The organism is Shinella granuli, from assembly GCF_004341885.1.
GTDB classification, from domain to species: Bacteria; Pseudomonadota; Alphaproteobacteria; order Rhizobiales; family Rhizobiaceae; genus Shinella; species Shinella granuli.
This window is the reverse complement of the sequence record NZ_SLVX01000002.1, coordinates 12,663-28,029: the sequence shown is the minus strand read 5'-3', so window position 1 is coordinate 28,029 and position 15,367 is coordinate 12,663. Positions and strand designations below refer to the sequence as shown.

The window sequence follows — 15,367 nt, the reverse complement described above, 5'->3', positions numbered from 1 at the left end:
AGCCGAAAGCGCGACTCTTTTGAATCGCCTGCGACCGTTTGCGCGACAGAAACGTCGATGGCTTTCGGCTCGAAGGGCCCGCCCCCTCCGTGTCAATGCAGGCCGGCCTGCGGCCCCGCATCCGCGCATCCCGTGGACAGGACGAGCCCCGCGTCGCTGCCCTTGGCATCCGCCTTCAGGCCGGCGATGCGGCTGCTGATCAGCCCCGCCTCGCCGATGACCTCCCCTTCCGGCAGGACGAGAACGACGGCCGAGCAGCGCATCAGCGGGAAGGTCGTTTCCTGGCCGGCGCGGTCGCGGCCGCGGATCTCCCCGGCCAACTGGTCCTCCGGCGAATAGAGCAGGCGCACCTCGCGGGCGAAATCGGCCAAAAGGCGCTCCAGCATCGTCCGCACCGCCTCCACGGAACGGCCGGAAATGCCGGCGAAGAAATCGTCGCCCCCGACATGGCCGATGAAGACGTCCTCGCCGACGAAGTCCCGGCGCATCAGCGAGGCGAAGAGCGAGAGCGCGAGGTCGCCCTTGTGGAAGCCGTAATGATCGTTGAACGGCTTGAAGTTGTCGAAATCGAAATAGCACAGGCACCGGGTCTGGTCGCCGTCGAGCGCCTTGTCCTGCAGGTAGTCGCGGACCGAACGGTTGCCGGGAAGGCCGGTCAAGGGGTTCTGGTCCTCCGCCGTCTTCAGCCGCTTCTCGTTGATGATCTTCAAAAGCGAGGAGGCCGACAGGATGCCGGCATAGCGCAGGTTCTCCGTCATGATCACGCATTCATTGCCGCCCATGCCGGTGAAGACGTCGAGCAACTGCTCGGCGGGCGTGTCGAGATCGGCGATCGGCGCCATGGTGACGAAATGCGACAGGCTCTTCTGGTAGAGCTTGTTCTTCAGGAGATCGCGGCCGAACGGGTGATAGGAGAGTTCCTTGACGTGATATTCGTGCAAGATGCCGCGCGGCTCGTCATTGGCATTCAGCACCGGGAAGAAGGTGCGCTTGGGATCGCGCCGGAAGAATTCGAAGACCGATTCCAGGCTCTCGTTCTCGCGCAGCACCGCGACCTGCTCGATCTCGCGGCGGATGAGGATGCTGTCGAGCGTGCGGGAGGAGCGGCGGCGCCCGCCGGCGCGCGCGACCTGCGCATAGACCGGGCCCAGCGCGGAAAAATCCGTGACGGGGCGCGAGACGAACCAGCCCTGCACGAGATCGCAGCCGGCATCGCGGCAGGCGATGAACTCCGCCTCGCTCTCCACCCCTTCCGCGATGACGCGGATGCCCAGCACATGGGCGGCGTTGACGGTGTTGCGCACGAGGTGGCGCTTGCGGGCATCCGCCTCCATGCCCGAGATGAAATGACGGTCGATCTTGAGATAGTCGACCGGGTGGTCGCAGAGCAGCTTCAGGCCGTTGTGGCCGACGCCGAAATCGTCGATGGCGAGCTTGAAGCCGGCAAGGCGCAGTTTCCGCACAAGGAGGGCGAATTCCGGCAAGGTGTCGTTGTCGAAGCGCTCGGAGATCTCGAAGCAGATCGAGGAGGCCGGGATGCCGGCGCGGGCAAGATGCCCGGCAAGGCGCTCGACGAGATCGGCGCCTTCCGGCACCAGGCGGGAATCGAGGTTGACGAAGAGCGTGCGCGAGCGGAAATCCGGCAGCGCGGCGAAGGCGGCGATGGCGCGGCTGTTGACCATGTGCTCCAGCGCCAGCAACTGCCCTGCCTCGTGCGCCCGGTCGATAAGGTCGAGCGGCGAGCGGAAGCCGAGGCGATCGAAGCCGCGCATCAGCGACTCGTAGCCGAAGACCGCGCCCGTGGCGGCCTCGACGATCGGCTGGAAGGCCGTTTCGATCACCAGCTTGGCGAGCGTGACGATCTCGCCATCTCCGAAGCGGCGAAGGGCAAGCAATTCGGCGGCGGACATGCGCGGCTCCGAGACATGGACATTGCCGCGAAGTTTCTCCGCCGAGACCTGAAAAAACCGTTTCCGTACTGTGACAGTTCGATGAAATCTCAATGACTACAAGGAGTTGAAAAAGACTTCCCTCATATAGGCAGCGCCAGCAGCAAGGCACCGCCGCCGATCATCAGAACGGCCAGCCAATGGGCCGTGGAAAGCTGCTCGCCGAGGAACAGGACGGCGAAGACGGCGACCAGAACGACGGAGAGCTTGTCGACCGGCGCGACCTGGGCCGCCTTGCCGATCTGCAGTGCGCGGAAGTAGCAAAGCCAGGAGGCGCCGGTCGCAAGGCCCGAGAGAACGAGGAAAATCCAGCTTCTCGCCGGCACGGAGGCCGGCGCCTGCCAGTTGCCGGCCAGCGTCAGCATGAGGGCGAGCGCCAGGAGGATGACGACCGTGCGCACGAAGGTGGCAAAGTCGGAATTGACCTCCGTGATGCCGATCTTGGCGAAGATCGCCGTCAGCGCGGCAAAGACGGCCGAGCCGAGCGCCCAGACCTGCCAGGACGTCAGGAACGCTTTCACACTGCACCTCCTGCGAGCATAAGGCGCGAAACTGCAAGTCCCGCCGCCACGGCGAGCAGCGAAAAAATCACCGACGCGCCGATATAAAGCGCCGCCAGGCCCGCCTCGCCGCGCTCCCAGAGCAGCGCCGCATCGAGCGAGAAGGCGGAAAAGGTGGTGAAACCGCCAAGGATGCCCGTCGTCAGGAACAGCCGCATTTCCTGCGGCAGGTGGCCGCGGAAGGCGAAGGCGCCGGCGATGAGCCCCATCAGCAGGCAGCCGAACACGTTGATGAGAAGCGTGCCGGCGGGAAAGGCCGTGCCGAGCAGCCGGGCGGCCAGCACGTTCACCCCATGGCGCCCGGCACCGCCGATGCCCGCGCCGAGAAAGACGATCAGATAGTTCATGTCCGTTGCCCTCACAATCCGTTGGTGCGACCTCCGGACAACAAAAAACCGCCCTCGGGCGGTCGCAGAACACGCTCCCGCCGTCGACGGCCATCGCTGGCCGGTCTTGGCAGGAGCTATCAGCCGGTCACACGGCAGTTGTCGGGGAGCTCCATCCCCATCCCACGCGGTTTTTCTAGGCGCTGCCGCCGCGCCTGTCAAACGCCGCCCCGCCGGCATCCGGCGGAGCGGCGGCAATGAAGCCTACGTTCGCAGCGCCAGGCCGAAGGCGATCAGCGCCCAGCCCTGCATGGCAAGGTCGAAGGCGAGGAAGAGGCCGAGCAGCCAGAGACTGTTGACCGGCCAGCCGAGGAGGAAGACGAGGCCCGCGAGCGCCGTGACGATGCCGCCCGCAAGCAGCCAGCCCCAGCCTTTTTCCGGCCGGACGCGCATGGCCGCGAAGATGCGGAAGAGCCCCGCGACGAGGAGCGCTGCGGCCATCAGCAGGGTGAGCACGGCCGAGGTCAGCACCGGGTTGACGAAGGCGAGCACGCCGGCGGCAAGATAGAGCAGCGCGCTCAGCGCCCAGGCGATCGTCTCCCGCCAGGCTTTCACCTGGAAGGCGTGGGCCAGATGCACCGCCCCGCCGACGATCATCAGCATGCCGACATAATAGACCGAGGCGACCGTCGCCCAGAAGAGATTGGCCGCGGCGATGCCGCCGAAGACGAGCAGGACGACGCCGAGGGCGACGAACCAGCCCCATTTGGCGCGCACGTCCGCAAGAGGGTTCATTCCGGGAGACAGGACCATGGTGCACCTCGAAAAAAGAATGAAAACAAAGGCAGGCTAGCATGGAACGCCCCCTCTTCGCGACGGCCAATCGACGCAGCGCGCGCCGCGAAGATTTTTATTGATTGATCACTCAATTAAAAATACGCTTGCGGAAAACCAGGGAAACGCCATGCCGAAAGTTGGAATGGAGCCGGTGCGCCGCAAGGCGCTGGTGGACGCGACGCTCAGGGCGGTCGGCGACCATGGCTCGCTGGCCGTCACCATGTCGGAGATCGCCCGCCATGCCGGTGTCTCCCCGGCGCTTGCCCATCACTATTTCGGCTCCAAGGAACAGCTCGTCATCGAGACGATCCGCAGCCTCCTGCGCCAGTTGCGCGCCGATGTGGTGGCGGCGCTGGCGGCGGCGACGACGCCGCGTGAACGCCTTTCGGCGGTCATCCGCGTGAATTTCCAGGCGCACCAGTTCGCACCCGAGACGGTCGCGGCCTGGCTTGCCTTCTACACCGAGGCGCAGCGCTCCGAGGCGGTGCGCCGCCTCCTCGTCGTCTATGCGCGGCGGCTGAACTCCAACCTGCTGTCGAGCCTCAAGCCGCTCTGCCCGGCCGGGACCGCCGGGGAGATCGCCGACGGGGCGGCGGCGATGATCGACGGGCTCTATCTGCGGCAGGGCCTGAAATCGGCGCCCGTCAGCATCGAATCCTCGATCGCGCTGACGGAGAGTTACGTGCAGGCGCAACTGGCGGCGGCGGGTGCGGCCGGCGCCGTCGCAGGATCGCCCCCGCCCGCCGCAGGGCGGCGGCCTCCCGCCACCGCGCCGAGGTAGAACCGTCCAAAGCTTCGTTTCCCCCTTCAAGGATCCGCCCGTGACTGCCAGCAAGCCCAACATCCTGATCGTCATGGTCGACCAGCTCAACGGGAAACTCTTCCCGGACGGGCCGGCCGACTTCCTGCATGCGCCGCACATGAAGGCGCTCGCCGCGCGCTCGGCGCGATTCCGCAACAACTACACCTCCTCGCCGCTCTGCGCGCCCGCCCGCGCCTCCTTCATGGCCGGGCAACTGCCGAGCCGCACGCGGGTCTACGACAATGCCGCCGAATACATTTCCTCGATCCCGACCTTCGCGCATCACCTGCGCCGCGCCGGCTACTACACGGCGCTGTCGGGCAAGATGCACTTCGTCGGGCCGGACCAGCTCCACGGTTTCGAGGAGCGGCTGACGACGGACATCTATCCCGCCGATTTCGGCTGGACGCCGGATTACCGCAAGCCGGGCGAGCGCATCGACTGGTGGTATCACAACATGGGGTCCGTGACGGGCGCGGGCGTCGCCGAAATCACCAACCAGATGGAATATGACGACGAGGTCGCCTTCCTCGCGGGTCAGAAGCTCTACCAGCTCTCGCGCGAGAACGACGACGCGGCGCGGCGCCCGTGGTGCCTCACCGTCTCCTTCACCCATCCGCACGACCCCTATGTGGCGCGGCGGAAGTTCTGGGACCTCTACGAGGACTGCGAGCACCTTCTGCCCGAGGTCGGCATGCTGGAGAGCCAAGATCCGCACTCCGCCCGCATCCTGCATTCCTGCGACTACGCCAAGTTCGCCATCAGCGGCGAGGACGTGCGCCGCTCGCGCCAGGCCTATTTCGCCAACATCTCCTATCTCGACGAGAAGGTCGGCGACCTCGTCGACACGCTCAAGCGCACCCGCATGCTGGACGACACGCTGATCCTCTTCTGCTCGGACCATGGCGACATGCTCGGCGAGCGCGGCCTGTGGTTCAAGATGAACTTCTTCGAGGGTTCGGCCCGCGTGCCGCTGATGATATCAGGCCCGGGCGTCACCCCCGGCCTGCATCTCGCACCGACGTCGAACCTCGACGTGACGCCGACGCTCTGCGACCTCGCCGGCATCTCCATGGAAGAGGTGATGCCCTGGACGGACGGCGAAAGCCTGCTGCCCGTCATCAACGGCGCGGAGCGGACGGCGCCGGTGCTGATGGAATATGCGGCCGAGGCCTCCTATGCGCCGCTCGTCGGCATTCGCGAGGGCAAGTGGAAATACATCCATTGCGAACTCGATCCGGAGCAGCTTTACGATCTGGAGGCAGATCCGCTCGAACTCACCAACCTTGCGGCCTCGGACGATCCTGTCATCAAGGCGACGCTGGAAGGCTTCCGGCAGATGCGCGAGGCGCGCTGGGACATGGCTGCCTTCGACGCGAGCGTGCGCGAGAGCCAGGCGCGGCGCTGGGTGGTCTACGAGGCGCTGCGCAACGGGGCCTATTATCCCTGGGACCACCAGCCGCTGCAGAAGGCCTCCGAGCGCTACATGCGCAACCACATGAACCTCGACAATCTGGAAGAATCCAAACGCTATCCGCGGGGAGAATAAGATGAAAGCCCAACCGAAAGCCTCGCACTTCATCGACGGCGACTATGTGGAAGACGCCGCCGGCACGCCCTTCGACAGCATCTACCCCGCCACCGGCGAGGTGATCGCGCGCCTCCACGCCGCAACGCCCGCCATCGTCGAAAAGGCCATCGCCTCGGCCAAGCGCGCCCAGAAGGAATGGGCGGCGATGAGCCCCACGGCGCGCGGCCGCATCCTGAAGCGGGCGGCCGAGATCATGCGCGAGAGGAACCGCGAGCTTTCCGAGCTGGAGACGCTCGACACGGGCAAGCCGATCCAGGAGACCATCGTCGCCGATCCGACCTCGGGCGCCGACGCCTTCGAATTCTTCGGCGGCATCGCGGCCGCCGGCCTCAACGGCGACTATATCCCGCTCGGCCAGGATTTCGCCTTCACCAAGCGCGTGCCGCTCGGCGTGTGCGTCGGCATCGGCGCGTGGAACTATCCGCAGCAGATCGCCTGCTGGAAGGGCGCGCCGGCGCTCGTCTGCGGCAACGCCATGGTCTTCAAGCCCTCGGAGAACACGCCTCTCGGCGCGCTGAAGATCGCGGAGATCCTCGTGGAGGCCGGCCTGCCGAAGGGGCTCTACAACGTCATCCAGGGCGACCGGTCGACCGGCCCGCTGCTCGTCAACCATCCCGATGTCGCCAAGGTCTCGCTGACCGGCTCCGTGCCGACGGGCAGACAAGTGGCGGGCGCCGCCGCCGCCGACCTCAAGCACGTCACGATGGAGCTCGGCGGCAAGTCGCCGCTGATCGTCTTCGACGACGCCGACCTCGAAAGCGCCATCGGCGGGGCGATGCTCGGCAACTTCTATTCGACCGGGCAGGTCTGCTCGAACGGCACGCGCGTCTTCGTGCAGAAGGGCATCAAGGACAGGTTCCTGTCGCGCCTGAAGGAGCGGACGGAAAGGATCGTCATCGGCGACCCGATGGACGAGGCGACGCAGCTCGGCCCGATGGTCTCCAGGGCCCAGCGCGACAAGGTTCTCGACTATATCGAGAAGGGCAAGGCGGAGGGCGCGACGCTTCTGACCGGCGGCGGCATTCCGAACGACGTGTCGGGCGAAGGCACCTACATCCAGCCGACCGTCTTTGCCGACGTCACCGACGACATGACCATCGCCCGCGAAGAGATCTTCGGCCCCGTCATGTGCGTGCTCGACTTCGACGGCGAGGACGAGGTGATCGCCCGCGGCAACGCCACCGAATTCGGCCTGTCCGGCGGCGTCTTCACGGCGGACATCACCCGCGCCCACCGCGTCGTCGACCAGCTCGAAGCCGGCACGCTCTGGATCAACACCTACAACCTCTGCCCCGTGGAAATCCCCTTCGGCGGCTCCAAGCAATCCGGCTTCGGCCGCGAAAACTCGCTGGCCGCGCTGGAGCACTATTCCGAGCTGAAGACGGTCTATGTCTCGATGGGCAAGGTCGAGGCGCCGTATTGATTTGATGGTGAATGCCCCTCATCCGCCTGCCGGCACCTTCTCCCCGCCTGCGGGGAGAAGGTGCCGGCAGGCGGATGAGGGGCAAACCCCACCCAGGGAAAGAAACGGTCATGCAGAACGCAGACTACATCATCATCGGTTCCGGCTCCGCCGGATCGGCGCTCGCCTATCGCCTCTCGGAGGACGGCAGGCATACGGTCATGGTGCTGGAATATGGCGGGTCGGATATCGGGCCGTTCATCCAGATGCCGGCCGCGCTCGCCTGGCCGATGAGCATGAAGCGCTACAACTGGGGCTATCTCTCCGAGCCCGAGCCGAACCTCAACAATCGCAGAATCACGGCGCCGCGTGGAAAAGTGATCGGCGGGTCGTCCTCCATCAACGGCCTCGTCTATGTGCGCGGCCATGCCGAAGACTTCAACCGCTGGGAGGAACTCGGCGCGCAGGGCTGGGCCTATGCGGACGTGCTGCCCTACTACAAGCGCATGGAGACCTCGCATGGCGGGGAAACCGGCTGGCGCGGCACCGATGGGCCGCTGCATGTGCGGCGCGGGCCGGTGACCAACCCGCTCTTCCACGCCTTCATCCAGGCCGGGCAGCAGGCGGGTTTCGAGCTGACGGACGATTACAATGGCTCCAAGCAGGAAGGCTTCGGCCTGATGGAGCAGACGATCCACAACGGCCGGCGCTGGTCGGCGGCGAACGCCTATCTGCGCCCCGCCATGAAGCGGCCGAACGTCTCGCTCGTACGCTGCTTCGCGCGGAAGATCGTCATCGAGAACGGCCGGGCCGTCGGCGTCGAGATCGAGCGGGGCGGCAGGATCGAGGTGGTGAAGGCGAACCGCGAGGTCATCGTCTCCGCCTCCTCCTTCAACTCGCCGAAGCTCCTGATGCTCTCCGGCATCGGTCCGGGGCAGCACCTGAAGGACATGGGGATCGAGGTGAAGGTCGACCGGCCGGGCGTCGGCGCCAACCTGCAGGACCACATGGAGTTCTACTTCCAGCAGATCTCGACGAAGCCCGTCTCGCTCTATTCCTGGCTGCCGTGGTTCTGGCAGGGGGTGGCGGGCGCGCAGTGGCTTGTCTCCAAGGGCGGGCTCGGCGCCTCCAACCAGTTCGAGGCCTGCGCCTTCCTGCGCTCGGGACCGGGGCTGAGGCAGCCGGACATCCAGTACCACTTCCTGCCCGTCGCGATCTCCTATGACGGCCGGGCGGCGGCCAAGAGCCACGGTTTCCAGGTGCATGTCGGCTACAACCTGTCGAAGTCGCGCGGCAACGTGACACTGCGCTCGGCCGATCCGATGGCCGATCCCGTCATCCGCTTCAACTACATGAGCCATGAGGAGGACTGGGTGAAGTTCCGCCATTGCGTGCGCCTCACCCGCGAGATCTTCGGCCAGAAGGCCTTCGACGAGTTCCGCGGGCCGGAAATCCAGCCGGGCGCCGCCGTCGAGACGGACGACCAGATCGACGCCTTCCTGCGCGAGCACCTGGAAAGCGCCTACCATCCCTGCGGCACCTGCCGCATGGGCGCGGCCAGCGACCCGATGGCGGTCGTCGATCCCCAGACCCGCGTCATCGGCGTCGAGGCCCTGCGCGTCGCCGACTCGTCGATCTTCCCGCACGTGACCTACGGCAACCTCAACGCGCCGTCGATCATGACCGGCGAGAAGGCGGCCGACCACATCCTGGGCAGGCAGCCCCTCGCCCGCTCCAACCAGGAACCGTGGACGAACCCGCGCGCGGCGATCAGCGACCGCTGAAAAGTTTGGAACCTTGACGGCTGCACGGAATTGAGGCGGGCATTCGCCTCAAAGGGGGACCCTGTGGCAACGTACAAAAAGGTTTCGCATCGTCATATCCGCAAGGAGACCGACCTCGTCGTCACGCTGATCGAGGGCATCGGCGGTCCTTGCGCCTTCATCACCGATCCGGCGCAGGGCCGCGACACGATCCCCATCCCCGTGGAGGAGGCGCTCGCCGGCGCAAGGCAGGTGATCGCCGGCGAGCCCAGGCCGCGCGACATCGTCATCGTCGATGAGGACGACCTGTGGGACGAGCGCTGGGGCACGCTCGCGCCGCATCCCGAACGAAACGTCAGATGAAGGCGATCCAGCGCCCCGCCAGCAGCGCGCCGAGCCAGATAACCATCGAAAGCAGCGCCTGCATGCGCAAGGCGGGCGGCGCGCTGTCCGTCGCCATCGCCGCCTGCCAGGCGCCACGCGCATGCAGGACAAGCGCATTGACGATGCCGAGGGCGACGAGCGCGACCTTGACGAGGAAGGCGGGGTTCGCCGCATATTCCTGCGCCCGCACGGAAAAGAGGCAGAGGCCGGTCGCGAGCGCGGCGACGACGCCGATCGCCGCCGTGCGCGAAAGCAGCGGGCCGACGGCGGCGATCGGCGCGGCGCGGACGAGGCCGGCGAGCCGCAGGTCGAGCGGCAGGATGGCCCCGACGATGAGGCCGATCGCCAGGATATGGGCGGCGTTGACGACGAGATAGAGCGTGCCGGACGCCTTCAGCGCGGCGGCGACCGGCGTCGTCGAGAGCCAGGCAAGCGCCTCCATCCCCGCCCCGTCAATTCGTCTCGATGCGCTCGGGATAGATGTCGAAGACGTTTCCGGCGACGGTGATGCGCACGGCCTTCATGCGCTTCTCGTTCTGATCGAGCGAGCGGTTGCCGAGAACGACGATCGTGTCGCCCGGCTTGGCCGAGCCCTCGACGAAGCCGGACCGCTGCGTCTGGCGCGGATTGCCGAGCTCGATGTTCCACACGCCGTCCGACGCCGTCTCGACCTCCAGCGAAGGGTGCGGCGGCGCGATCGAGACGGTGCGGATCGTGCCGGTGAGTTCGGTCTGCTCTTCCTCGGCCCAGGTCCAGCCGTGATGCGCGAAGGCGGCGAAAGCGGTCATCGACGCGGCGGCGGCGAGGACGGTCATCCGTATTGTTGCGGCCTGCATGGCGTTCTCCTCTGTCTCTTCTGCCCCGACAGATAGGATACGCGCCCGCGCCGGCGAGGCCGTTCAAGGATAGTTGAACGGCACGCCCAAATGAAAAGGCCGGGCAATCGCCCGGCCTTCCTGTCTGCTTCCGACCGGAGGGTCAGAAGAAGAAGAAATCGTTGGCGTGCAGGTCCGCCTTGTCGATGCCTTCGAGCTTGATGGTGTTCTTGCCGTATTCGATGATGAGATCGCCGGACTTTTCCGTGGCGTGCGAGAGCACGTCGTTGAAATTCTTCAGCACCGACTTGTCGAGGCGGATCACGTCACCCTTGGCGCTGCCGGCCTGGAAGTCGGTGATCGTGTCGTTGCCCTGGCCCTTCTTGAAGATGAACACGTCGTTGCCGGCGCCGCCGGTCAGCTTGTCGTTGCCGGCCCCGCCGTCGAGCGTGTCGTTGCCGGTCCCGCCCGAAAGCTTGTCGTTTCCGGCATCGCCGTAGAGCTTGTCATTGCCCGCGCCGCCGGAAATCGTGTCGTTGCCGCCGCCGCCCTTCAGCGTGTCGTTGCCGTTGTTGCCGGAGATCTTGTCGGCCTTGCCGAAGCCGGTGAACGTGTCGTTGCCGGTGCTTCCCGAAAACTCGATGGCGTTGGCCTTGAGGAGTTTCTGGAGGCTGGTCGTCGCGCCGCCATCGGTGTTCTTGCCGCCCATGATGTCGCTCAGGATCTTGCTGGCAAGGGTCTTGTCCGTCACGTTGAGGCCGGTGATGTCGATGTCGGAAACCGACTTGAAGCGGGAGCCGACGAGCTCGACCTTGTTGCCGAAGGTGACGGCGTTCAGCGAGCCGCTGATCTTGTGGGTCGCAAGGTCGTATTCCCACTTCGCCTTGCCGGAGGTCAGCACGACGCCGAAGTCCTTGACATTGGTGCTGGCATATTGCGTGCCGCTCATGGCCATCGGGTCGGTGCTGTTGAAGGAGCCGTAGCCGTCGCGAAGATAGGTCTTGTCGAAGCTGGCAAGGTAAGCGCCGAAATTGATACCCTTGCCATCCTTGTTCGCATCCTTGACCGCAATCTTGATCGCCATTTCTCGTTCCTTTCTGACAGGCGCCCGCGCGCCCTGATACTTGAATTCAATACTCAGCTATTAAATCTGATTTTTGGTGTCAAGTTTTTTTGAGCGCCCCTGCGCGCTCATCCAAGACGGCAGGATTTCTGCCCGTGGCGCGAGTTGGAGAGATATTTGCTCCCGTGCCGACATTTCCGAAATCCGTTTTGCTGTCTCGCGCCGGACAAGGCTGCGATAATCCGGCAACTTCTCGCAAAGGCATGAAATGGAATGACTGCTCTCACCGGAAACGGGACCGCGCAGGCCCTGAATGACAAACTCGCCGAACTCGACCTCGCCGGCCGGCTGGCGCTGGTGGCCGGGCTTGGCGGGCGTTCCGTCTTCACCACCAGCCTCGGCATCGAGGACCAGGTGATCACGGCGGCCATCGGCACGGAGCGCCTCGGCATCGACGTCGTGACGCTGGAGACCGGCCGTCTCTTCCAGGAGACCGTCGACCTCATCGGCGAGACCGAGGACCAGTACGGCATCACCATCACGCGCTATCATCCTCGCCAGGAGGATATCGACGCCTATGCCGCGCAATATGGCCTCAACGGCTTTTATGAAAGCGTCGAGGCGCGCCACGCCTGTTGTGGCGTGCGCAAGCTGAAGCCGCTTGCGCGCGCGCTCGAAGGGGCATCCTTCTGGATCACCGGCCTGCGCCGCGGCCAGTCCGGCAACCGCGCCGACACGCCGTTCGCGGAGTTCGACGCCGAGCGGAACCTGATCAAGATCAATCCGCTGGCCGACTGGGACATCGAGCGCATCAAGGCCTATGTCGCCGACAATGCGGTTCCGGTGAACCCGATGCACCGGCGCGGCTATCCCTCGATCGGCTGCGAGCCCTGTACGCGCGCCATCAAGCCCGGCGAGCCCGAGCGCGCCGGCCGCTGGTGGTGGGAGAACGACGAGAAACGCGAATGCGGCCTGCATGTGCCGGAATCGGCGATCCCCTCCCTCGAATCGAGCGCCCTTTAAAGTTCACCCGCCCCGAGGGGCGCAGTACTCCGGAGTTACCCCTTTCATGTCCGATATCCGTCCCGAAGCGGAAGCGAAGCACAGTGCAACGCAGAAGCCGCCGCTCGATCCGCATCTGAAGGCGCTGGAAAACGAGGCGATCCACATCTTCCGCGAGGTCGCCGCCGAATTCGAGCGGCCGGTCATGCTCTATTCGATCGGCAAGGATTCTTCCGTCCTGCTGCATCTCGCGCGCAAGGCCTTCTATCCCGGCCGCGTGCCCTTCCCGCTGCTGCACGTCAACACGGGCTGGAAGTTCGCCGAGATGATCGCCTTCCGCGACAAGGTCGTGAAGGACTACGATCTCGACCTGATCGAGCACATCAACCCGCGCGGCGCGGCGGAGAACGTCACGCCCTTCACGCACGGCTCGGCGCTCTATACCGACATCATGAAGACCGAGGCGCTGCGCCAGGCGCTCGACGCCGGCAAGTTCGACGCGGCCTTCGGCGGCGCGCGGCGCGACGAGGAAGCCTCGCGCGCCAAGGAGCGCATCTACTCCTTCCGCACGCCGGACCACCGCTGGGACCCGCGCAACCAGCGCCCGGAGCTGTGGAACATCTACAACGGCATGATCCGCAACGGCGAGAGCGTGCGCGCCTTCCCGCTGTCCAACTGGACCGAGGTCGACATCTGGCGCTACATCCAGGCCGAGGACATCCCGATCGTGCCGCTCTATTTCGCGGAAAAACGCCCCTATGTGGAGCGCGACGGCATGATGATCCTCGCCGAGGACCCGCGGCTCGAACTGCTTCCCGGCGAAGTGAAGCAGGAAGGCGTCATCCGCTTCCGCACGCTCGGCTGCTTCCCGCTGACCGGCGCCATCCGCTCCAACGCCACGACGCTCGACGACATCATCGCCGAGCTGGAGACGGCCACCGTCTCCGAACGCCAGGGCCGCGCGATCGACCGCGACCAGTCCGGCTCCATGGAAAAGAAGAAACGCGAAGGGTATTTCTGAGATGACCGTTTCCGCCACTGCAACCGCCGAGGTATTTTCCTTGGAAGAAACGGCCCCTGAACACGCCCGCGCCATCCGCGATTCCCGCCCGCTTCGCCTCATCACCTGCGGCTCGGTCGACGACGGCAAGTCGACGCTGATCGGCCGCCTGCTCTGGGACACCAAGGCCGTCAAGGAAGACCAGGCCGCGACCCTCCACCGCGACAGCGGCAAGCAGAACGATCTCGGCCTGCCCGATTTCGCCCTCCTTCTCGACGGCCTGCAGGCCGAGCGCGAACAGGGCATCACCATCGACGTCGCCTATCGCTACTTCTCGACGGACCGCCGCTCCTTCATCGTCGCCGACACGCCCGGCCACGAGCAGTATACCCGCAACATGGCGACCGGCGCCTCGACGGCGGACCTTGCCGTGCTCCTGGTCGATGCCCGCGCCGGCATTCTCGAACAGACGCGCCGCCACGCCACCATCGCCTCGCTGATGGGCATCCGCCAGTTCGTGCTCGCGGTCAACAAGATCGACCTGACGAACTACGACCGCGCCGGCTTCGAGCAGATCACGCACGACTTCAAGGAGTTCGCCCTGACGCTCGGCGTCAAGCAGATCGTCGCCATCCCGATGTCGGCGCTGAAGGGGGAGAATGTCGTCTATGACGGGCGCGCCGCCATGCCCTGGTATGACGGCCCGACGCTGGTCGAGACGCTGGAGAAGGCCACCACCCGCTCCAACCAGACGGTCGGCTTCCGCCTGCCGGTGCAGCGCGTCTCGCGCCCCGGCGAGAGCTTCCGCGGATATCAGGGCACCGTCGCCGGCGGCTCGGTGAAGCCGGGCGACAGCGTCGTCATCCTGCCCTCGGGCATGGTGGCGAATGTCAGCAAGATCGTCACCTTCGACCTCGTGCGCAACGCCGCCGTCGCGGGCGATGCGATCACGCTGGTGCTCGACCGCCAGGTGGACGTGGCGCGCGGCGACATGATCGTTGCCATCGACAGCCAGCCGATGACCGGCCGCGGCTTCGACGCCCAGCTCGTCGCCCTCCAGCCGGACGGCATCGAGCCCGGAAAGCGCTACTGGCTGAAAAGCGGCTCGCGCCGCCAGCGCGTCAGCGTCGAGCCGGTGAGCCAGCTCGACCTGAAAAGCTCCAAGTGGAGCGCCACGGACAAGCTCGGCATGAACGCCATCGGCAAGGTGCACCTCACCTTCGACGAGCAGGCGATCTTCGACAGCTACGAGCAGAACCGCACGACCGGTGCCTTCATCCTGATCGATCCCGACACCAACAACACGGTGGCCGGCGGCATGATCACCGGCCGCCGCTCGGAAATCGGCGGCATCCACAAGGACGACCAGCGCGTGCTGCTCTCCCTGCCGGCCGACCTCGCCGAAAAGATCATGGCGACCGAACTCTTCGCCAACCGCCGCCAGGACGTGGACGTGCGCCACACCAGCGCGGGCCGGGCAGCGGAAATCCTCGCCGATCTCGACGAGTGATCGCGGGCATTTTCGCAGGGCAGACGAAAGGGGCCGAACGGCCCCTTTTGCTTGCCAGTCCCTACGACCTCCCTTTCGTCATGGTCAGGCCTGACCCGACCATCCACGCTTCGGGCGCGGCTTTGGATCCTCGGCTCAAGGCCGAGGATGACGTCGGTGGGTGGGGAAAGGGTTTGCCGGATCCTTGAAAAGGGCCGAGAGTCCTCTTTTCCTCGCCGGCCCTCTTTTTCATGCTCGTTCATGCTCGCCGGCTTTATGCTCGCCGGCAAGACCGCTACGCCTTTCCTCCGTCATGGTCGGGCTTGACCCGACCATCCACGCTTCGGGCATGGCTTTGGATCCTCGGCTCAAGGCCGAGGATGA

15 protein-coding genes and 1 riboswitch are annotated in these 15,367 nt (G+C 65.7%); of the genes, 8 read left to right on the top strand and 7 right to left on the bottom strand.

Annotation, left to right across the window (positions count from 1 at the left end; genetic code table 11):
* Positions 1 to 92: 92 nt before the first annotated feature.
* From EV665_RS03310 to EV665_RS03295, 4 genes are all read right to left on the bottom strand, one after another.
* Complete coding sequence (locus EV665_RS03310; RefSeq protein WP_133033089.1) at positions 93 to 1,910, bottom strand: bifunctional diguanylate cyclase/phosphodiesterase; 1,818 nt, start codon at positions 1,908 to 1,910, stop codon at positions 93 to 95.
* 122 nt (positions 1,911 to 2,032) lie between these two features.
* Positions 2,033 to 2,470 (bottom strand): EamA family transporter, encoded by a 438-nt coding sequence (locus tag EV665_RS03305; protein WP_133033088.1) that lies wholly within the window; start codon positions 2,468 to 2,470, stop codon positions 2,033 to 2,035.
* Entirely contained in the window at positions 2,467 to 2,856 is a 390-nt protein-coding gene (crcB, locus tag EV665_RS03300; protein WP_133033087.1) for a fluoride efflux transporter CrcB, read from the bottom strand. Before crcB ends, EV665_RS03305 begins: the two co-directional genes overlap by 4 nt.
* 103 nt (positions 2,857 to 2,959) lie before the next feature.
* Positions 2,960 to 3,024: riboswitch (Fluoride riboswitch) on the bottom strand.
* A gap of 75 nt (positions 3,025 to 3,099) precedes the next feature.
* A complete protein-coding gene (locus EV665_RS03295; RefSeq protein ID WP_064329412.1) occupies positions 3,100 to 3,648 on the bottom strand; it encodes an HdeD family acid-resistance protein in 549 nt (182 codons plus the stop codon).
* A gap of 151 nt (positions 3,649 to 3,799) precedes the next feature.
* Here EV665_RS03295 and betI point away from each other — a divergent pair, with 151 nt between their 5' ends.
* The 5 genes from betI to EV665_RS03270 all read left to right on the top strand — a co-directional run bounded on the left by betI (position 3,800) and on the right by EV665_RS03270 (position 9,593).
* The gene (gene betI / locus EV665_RS03290; RefSeq protein WP_084437779.1) at positions 3,800 to 4,453 is read left to right on the top strand and encodes a transcriptional regulator BetI; all 654 of its coding nucleotides are present in this window, start codon (positions 3,800 to 3,802) and stop codon (positions 4,451 to 4,453) included.
* Positions 4,454 to 4,493: 40 nt separating this feature from the next.
* Positions 4,494 to 6,023, top strand: a complete 1,530-nt coding sequence (gene betC, locus EV665_RS03285) for a choline-sulfatase (RefSeq protein ID WP_133033086.1) — start codon at positions 4,494 to 4,496, stop codon at positions 6,021 to 6,023.
* Position 6,024: 1 nt separating this feature from the next.
* The gene (betB, locus tag EV665_RS03280; RefSeq protein ID WP_133033085.1) at positions 6,025 to 7,488 is read left to right on the top strand and encodes a betaine-aldehyde dehydrogenase; all 1,464 of its coding nucleotides are present in this window, start codon (positions 6,025 to 6,027) and stop codon (positions 7,486 to 7,488) included.
* Positions 7,489 to 7,598: 110 nt separating this feature from the next.
* Positions 7,599 to 9,251, top strand: a complete 1,653-nt coding sequence (gene betA / locus EV665_RS03275) for a choline dehydrogenase (protein ID WP_064329410.1) — start codon at positions 7,599 to 7,601, stop codon at positions 9,249 to 9,251.
* A 63-nt stretch (positions 9,252 to 9,314) separates the two neighbouring features.
* Entirely contained in the window at positions 9,315 to 9,593 is a 279-nt protein-coding gene (locus tag EV665_RS03270; protein ID WP_064329409.1) for a hypothetical protein, read from the top strand.
* On the opposite strand, the gene EV665_RS03265 is transcribed toward EV665_RS03270, so the two are convergent.
* From EV665_RS03265 to EV665_RS33050, 3 genes are all read right to left on the bottom strand, one after another.
* Positions 9,586 to 10,056, bottom strand: coding sequence for a DUF6644 family protein (locus EV665_RS03265; RefSeq protein WP_133033084.1), 471 nt, complete (start codon positions 10,054 to 10,056; stop codon positions 9,586 to 9,588). The two genes, EV665_RS03270 and EV665_RS03265, sit on opposite strands and share 8 nt — an antisense overlap.
* Positions 10,057 to 10,066: 10 nt before the next feature.
* On the bottom strand, positions 10,067 to 10,429 hold the full coding sequence (locus tag EV665_RS03260) for a DUF6152 family protein (protein WP_084437777.1): 363 nt from the start codon (positions 10,427 to 10,429) through the stop codon (positions 10,067 to 10,069).
* A gap of 163 nt (positions 10,430 to 10,592) precedes the next feature.
* On the bottom strand, positions 10,593 to 11,513 hold the full coding sequence (locus tag EV665_RS33050; protein ID WP_133033083.1) for a calcium-binding protein: 921 nt from the start codon (positions 11,511 to 11,513) through the stop codon (positions 10,593 to 10,595).
* A 252-nt stretch (positions 11,514 to 11,765) separates the two neighbouring features.
* Between EV665_RS33050 and EV665_RS03250 the strand changes: the two genes are divergently transcribed.
* Genes EV665_RS03250 through cysN form a run of 3 tightly spaced genes read left to right on the top strand, consistent with a single transcriptional unit; the run spans position 11,766 to position 15,004 of the window.
* Positions 11,766 to 12,515, top strand: a complete 750-nt coding sequence (locus EV665_RS03250; RefSeq protein WP_133033082.1) for a phosphoadenylyl-sulfate reductase — start codon at positions 11,766 to 11,768, stop codon at positions 12,513 to 12,515.
* Positions 12,516 to 12,561: 46 nt separating this feature from the next.
* Positions 12,562 to 13,515 (top strand): sulfate adenylyltransferase subunit CysD, encoded by a 954-nt coding sequence (gene cysD, locus EV665_RS03245; RefSeq protein ID WP_064329404.1) that lies wholly within the window; start codon positions 12,562 to 12,564, stop codon positions 13,513 to 13,515.
* A 1-nt stretch (position 13,516) separates the two neighbouring features.
* Positions 13,517 to 15,004 (top strand): sulfate adenylyltransferase subunit CysN, encoded by a 1,488-nt coding sequence (gene cysN / locus EV665_RS03240; protein WP_064329403.1) that lies wholly within the window; start codon positions 13,517 to 13,519, stop codon positions 15,002 to 15,004.
* The last annotated feature ends 363 nt before the right edge of the window (positions 15,005 to 15,367 follow it).

Coding starts and splice junctions, on each gene's coding strand:
- EV665_RS03310 (WP_133033089.1), bottom strand. CDS start 1,910: ATGTCCGCCGCCGAATTGCTTGCCCTTCGCCGCTTCGGAGATGGCGAG.
- betI (WP_084437779.1), top strand. CDS start 3,800: ATGCCGAAAGTTGGAATGGAGCCGGTGCGCCGCAAGGCGCTGGTGGAC.
- EV665_RS03260 (WP_084437777.1), bottom strand. CDS start 10,429: ATGACCGTCCTCGCCGCCGCCGCGTCGATGACCGCTTTCGCCGCCTTC.
- EV665_RS03265 (WP_133033084.1), bottom strand. CDS start 10,056: ATGGAGGCGCTTGCCTGGCTCTCGACGACGCCGGTCGCCGCCGCGCTG.
- cysD (WP_064329404.1), top strand. CDS start 12,562: ATGTCCGATATCCGTCCCGAAGCGGAAGCGAAGCACAGTGCAACGCAG.
- EV665_RS03250 (WP_133033082.1), top strand. CDS start 11,766: ATGACTGCTCTCACCGGAAACGGGACCGCGCAGGCCCTGAATGACAAA.
- EV665_RS03295 (WP_064329412.1), bottom strand. CDS start 3,648: ATGGTCCTGTCTCCCGGAATGAACCCTCTTGCGGACGTGCGCGCCAAA.
- EV665_RS33050 (WP_133033083.1), bottom strand. CDS start 11,513: ATGGCGATCAAGATTGCGGTCAAGGATGCGAACAAGGATGGCAAGGGT.
- cysN (WP_064329403.1), top strand. CDS start 13,517: ATGACCGTTTCCGCCACTGCAACCGCCGAGGTATTTTCCTTGGAAGAA.
- betB (WP_133033085.1), top strand. CDS start 6,025: ATGAAAGCCCAACCGAAAGCCTCGCACTTCATCGACGGCGACTATGTG.
- betA (WP_064329410.1), top strand. CDS start 7,599: ATGCAGAACGCAGACTACATCATCATCGGTTCCGGCTCCGCCGGATCG.
- crcB (WP_133033087.1), bottom strand. CDS start 2,856: ATGAACTATCTGATCGTCTTTCTCGGCGCGGGCATCGGCGGTGCCGGG.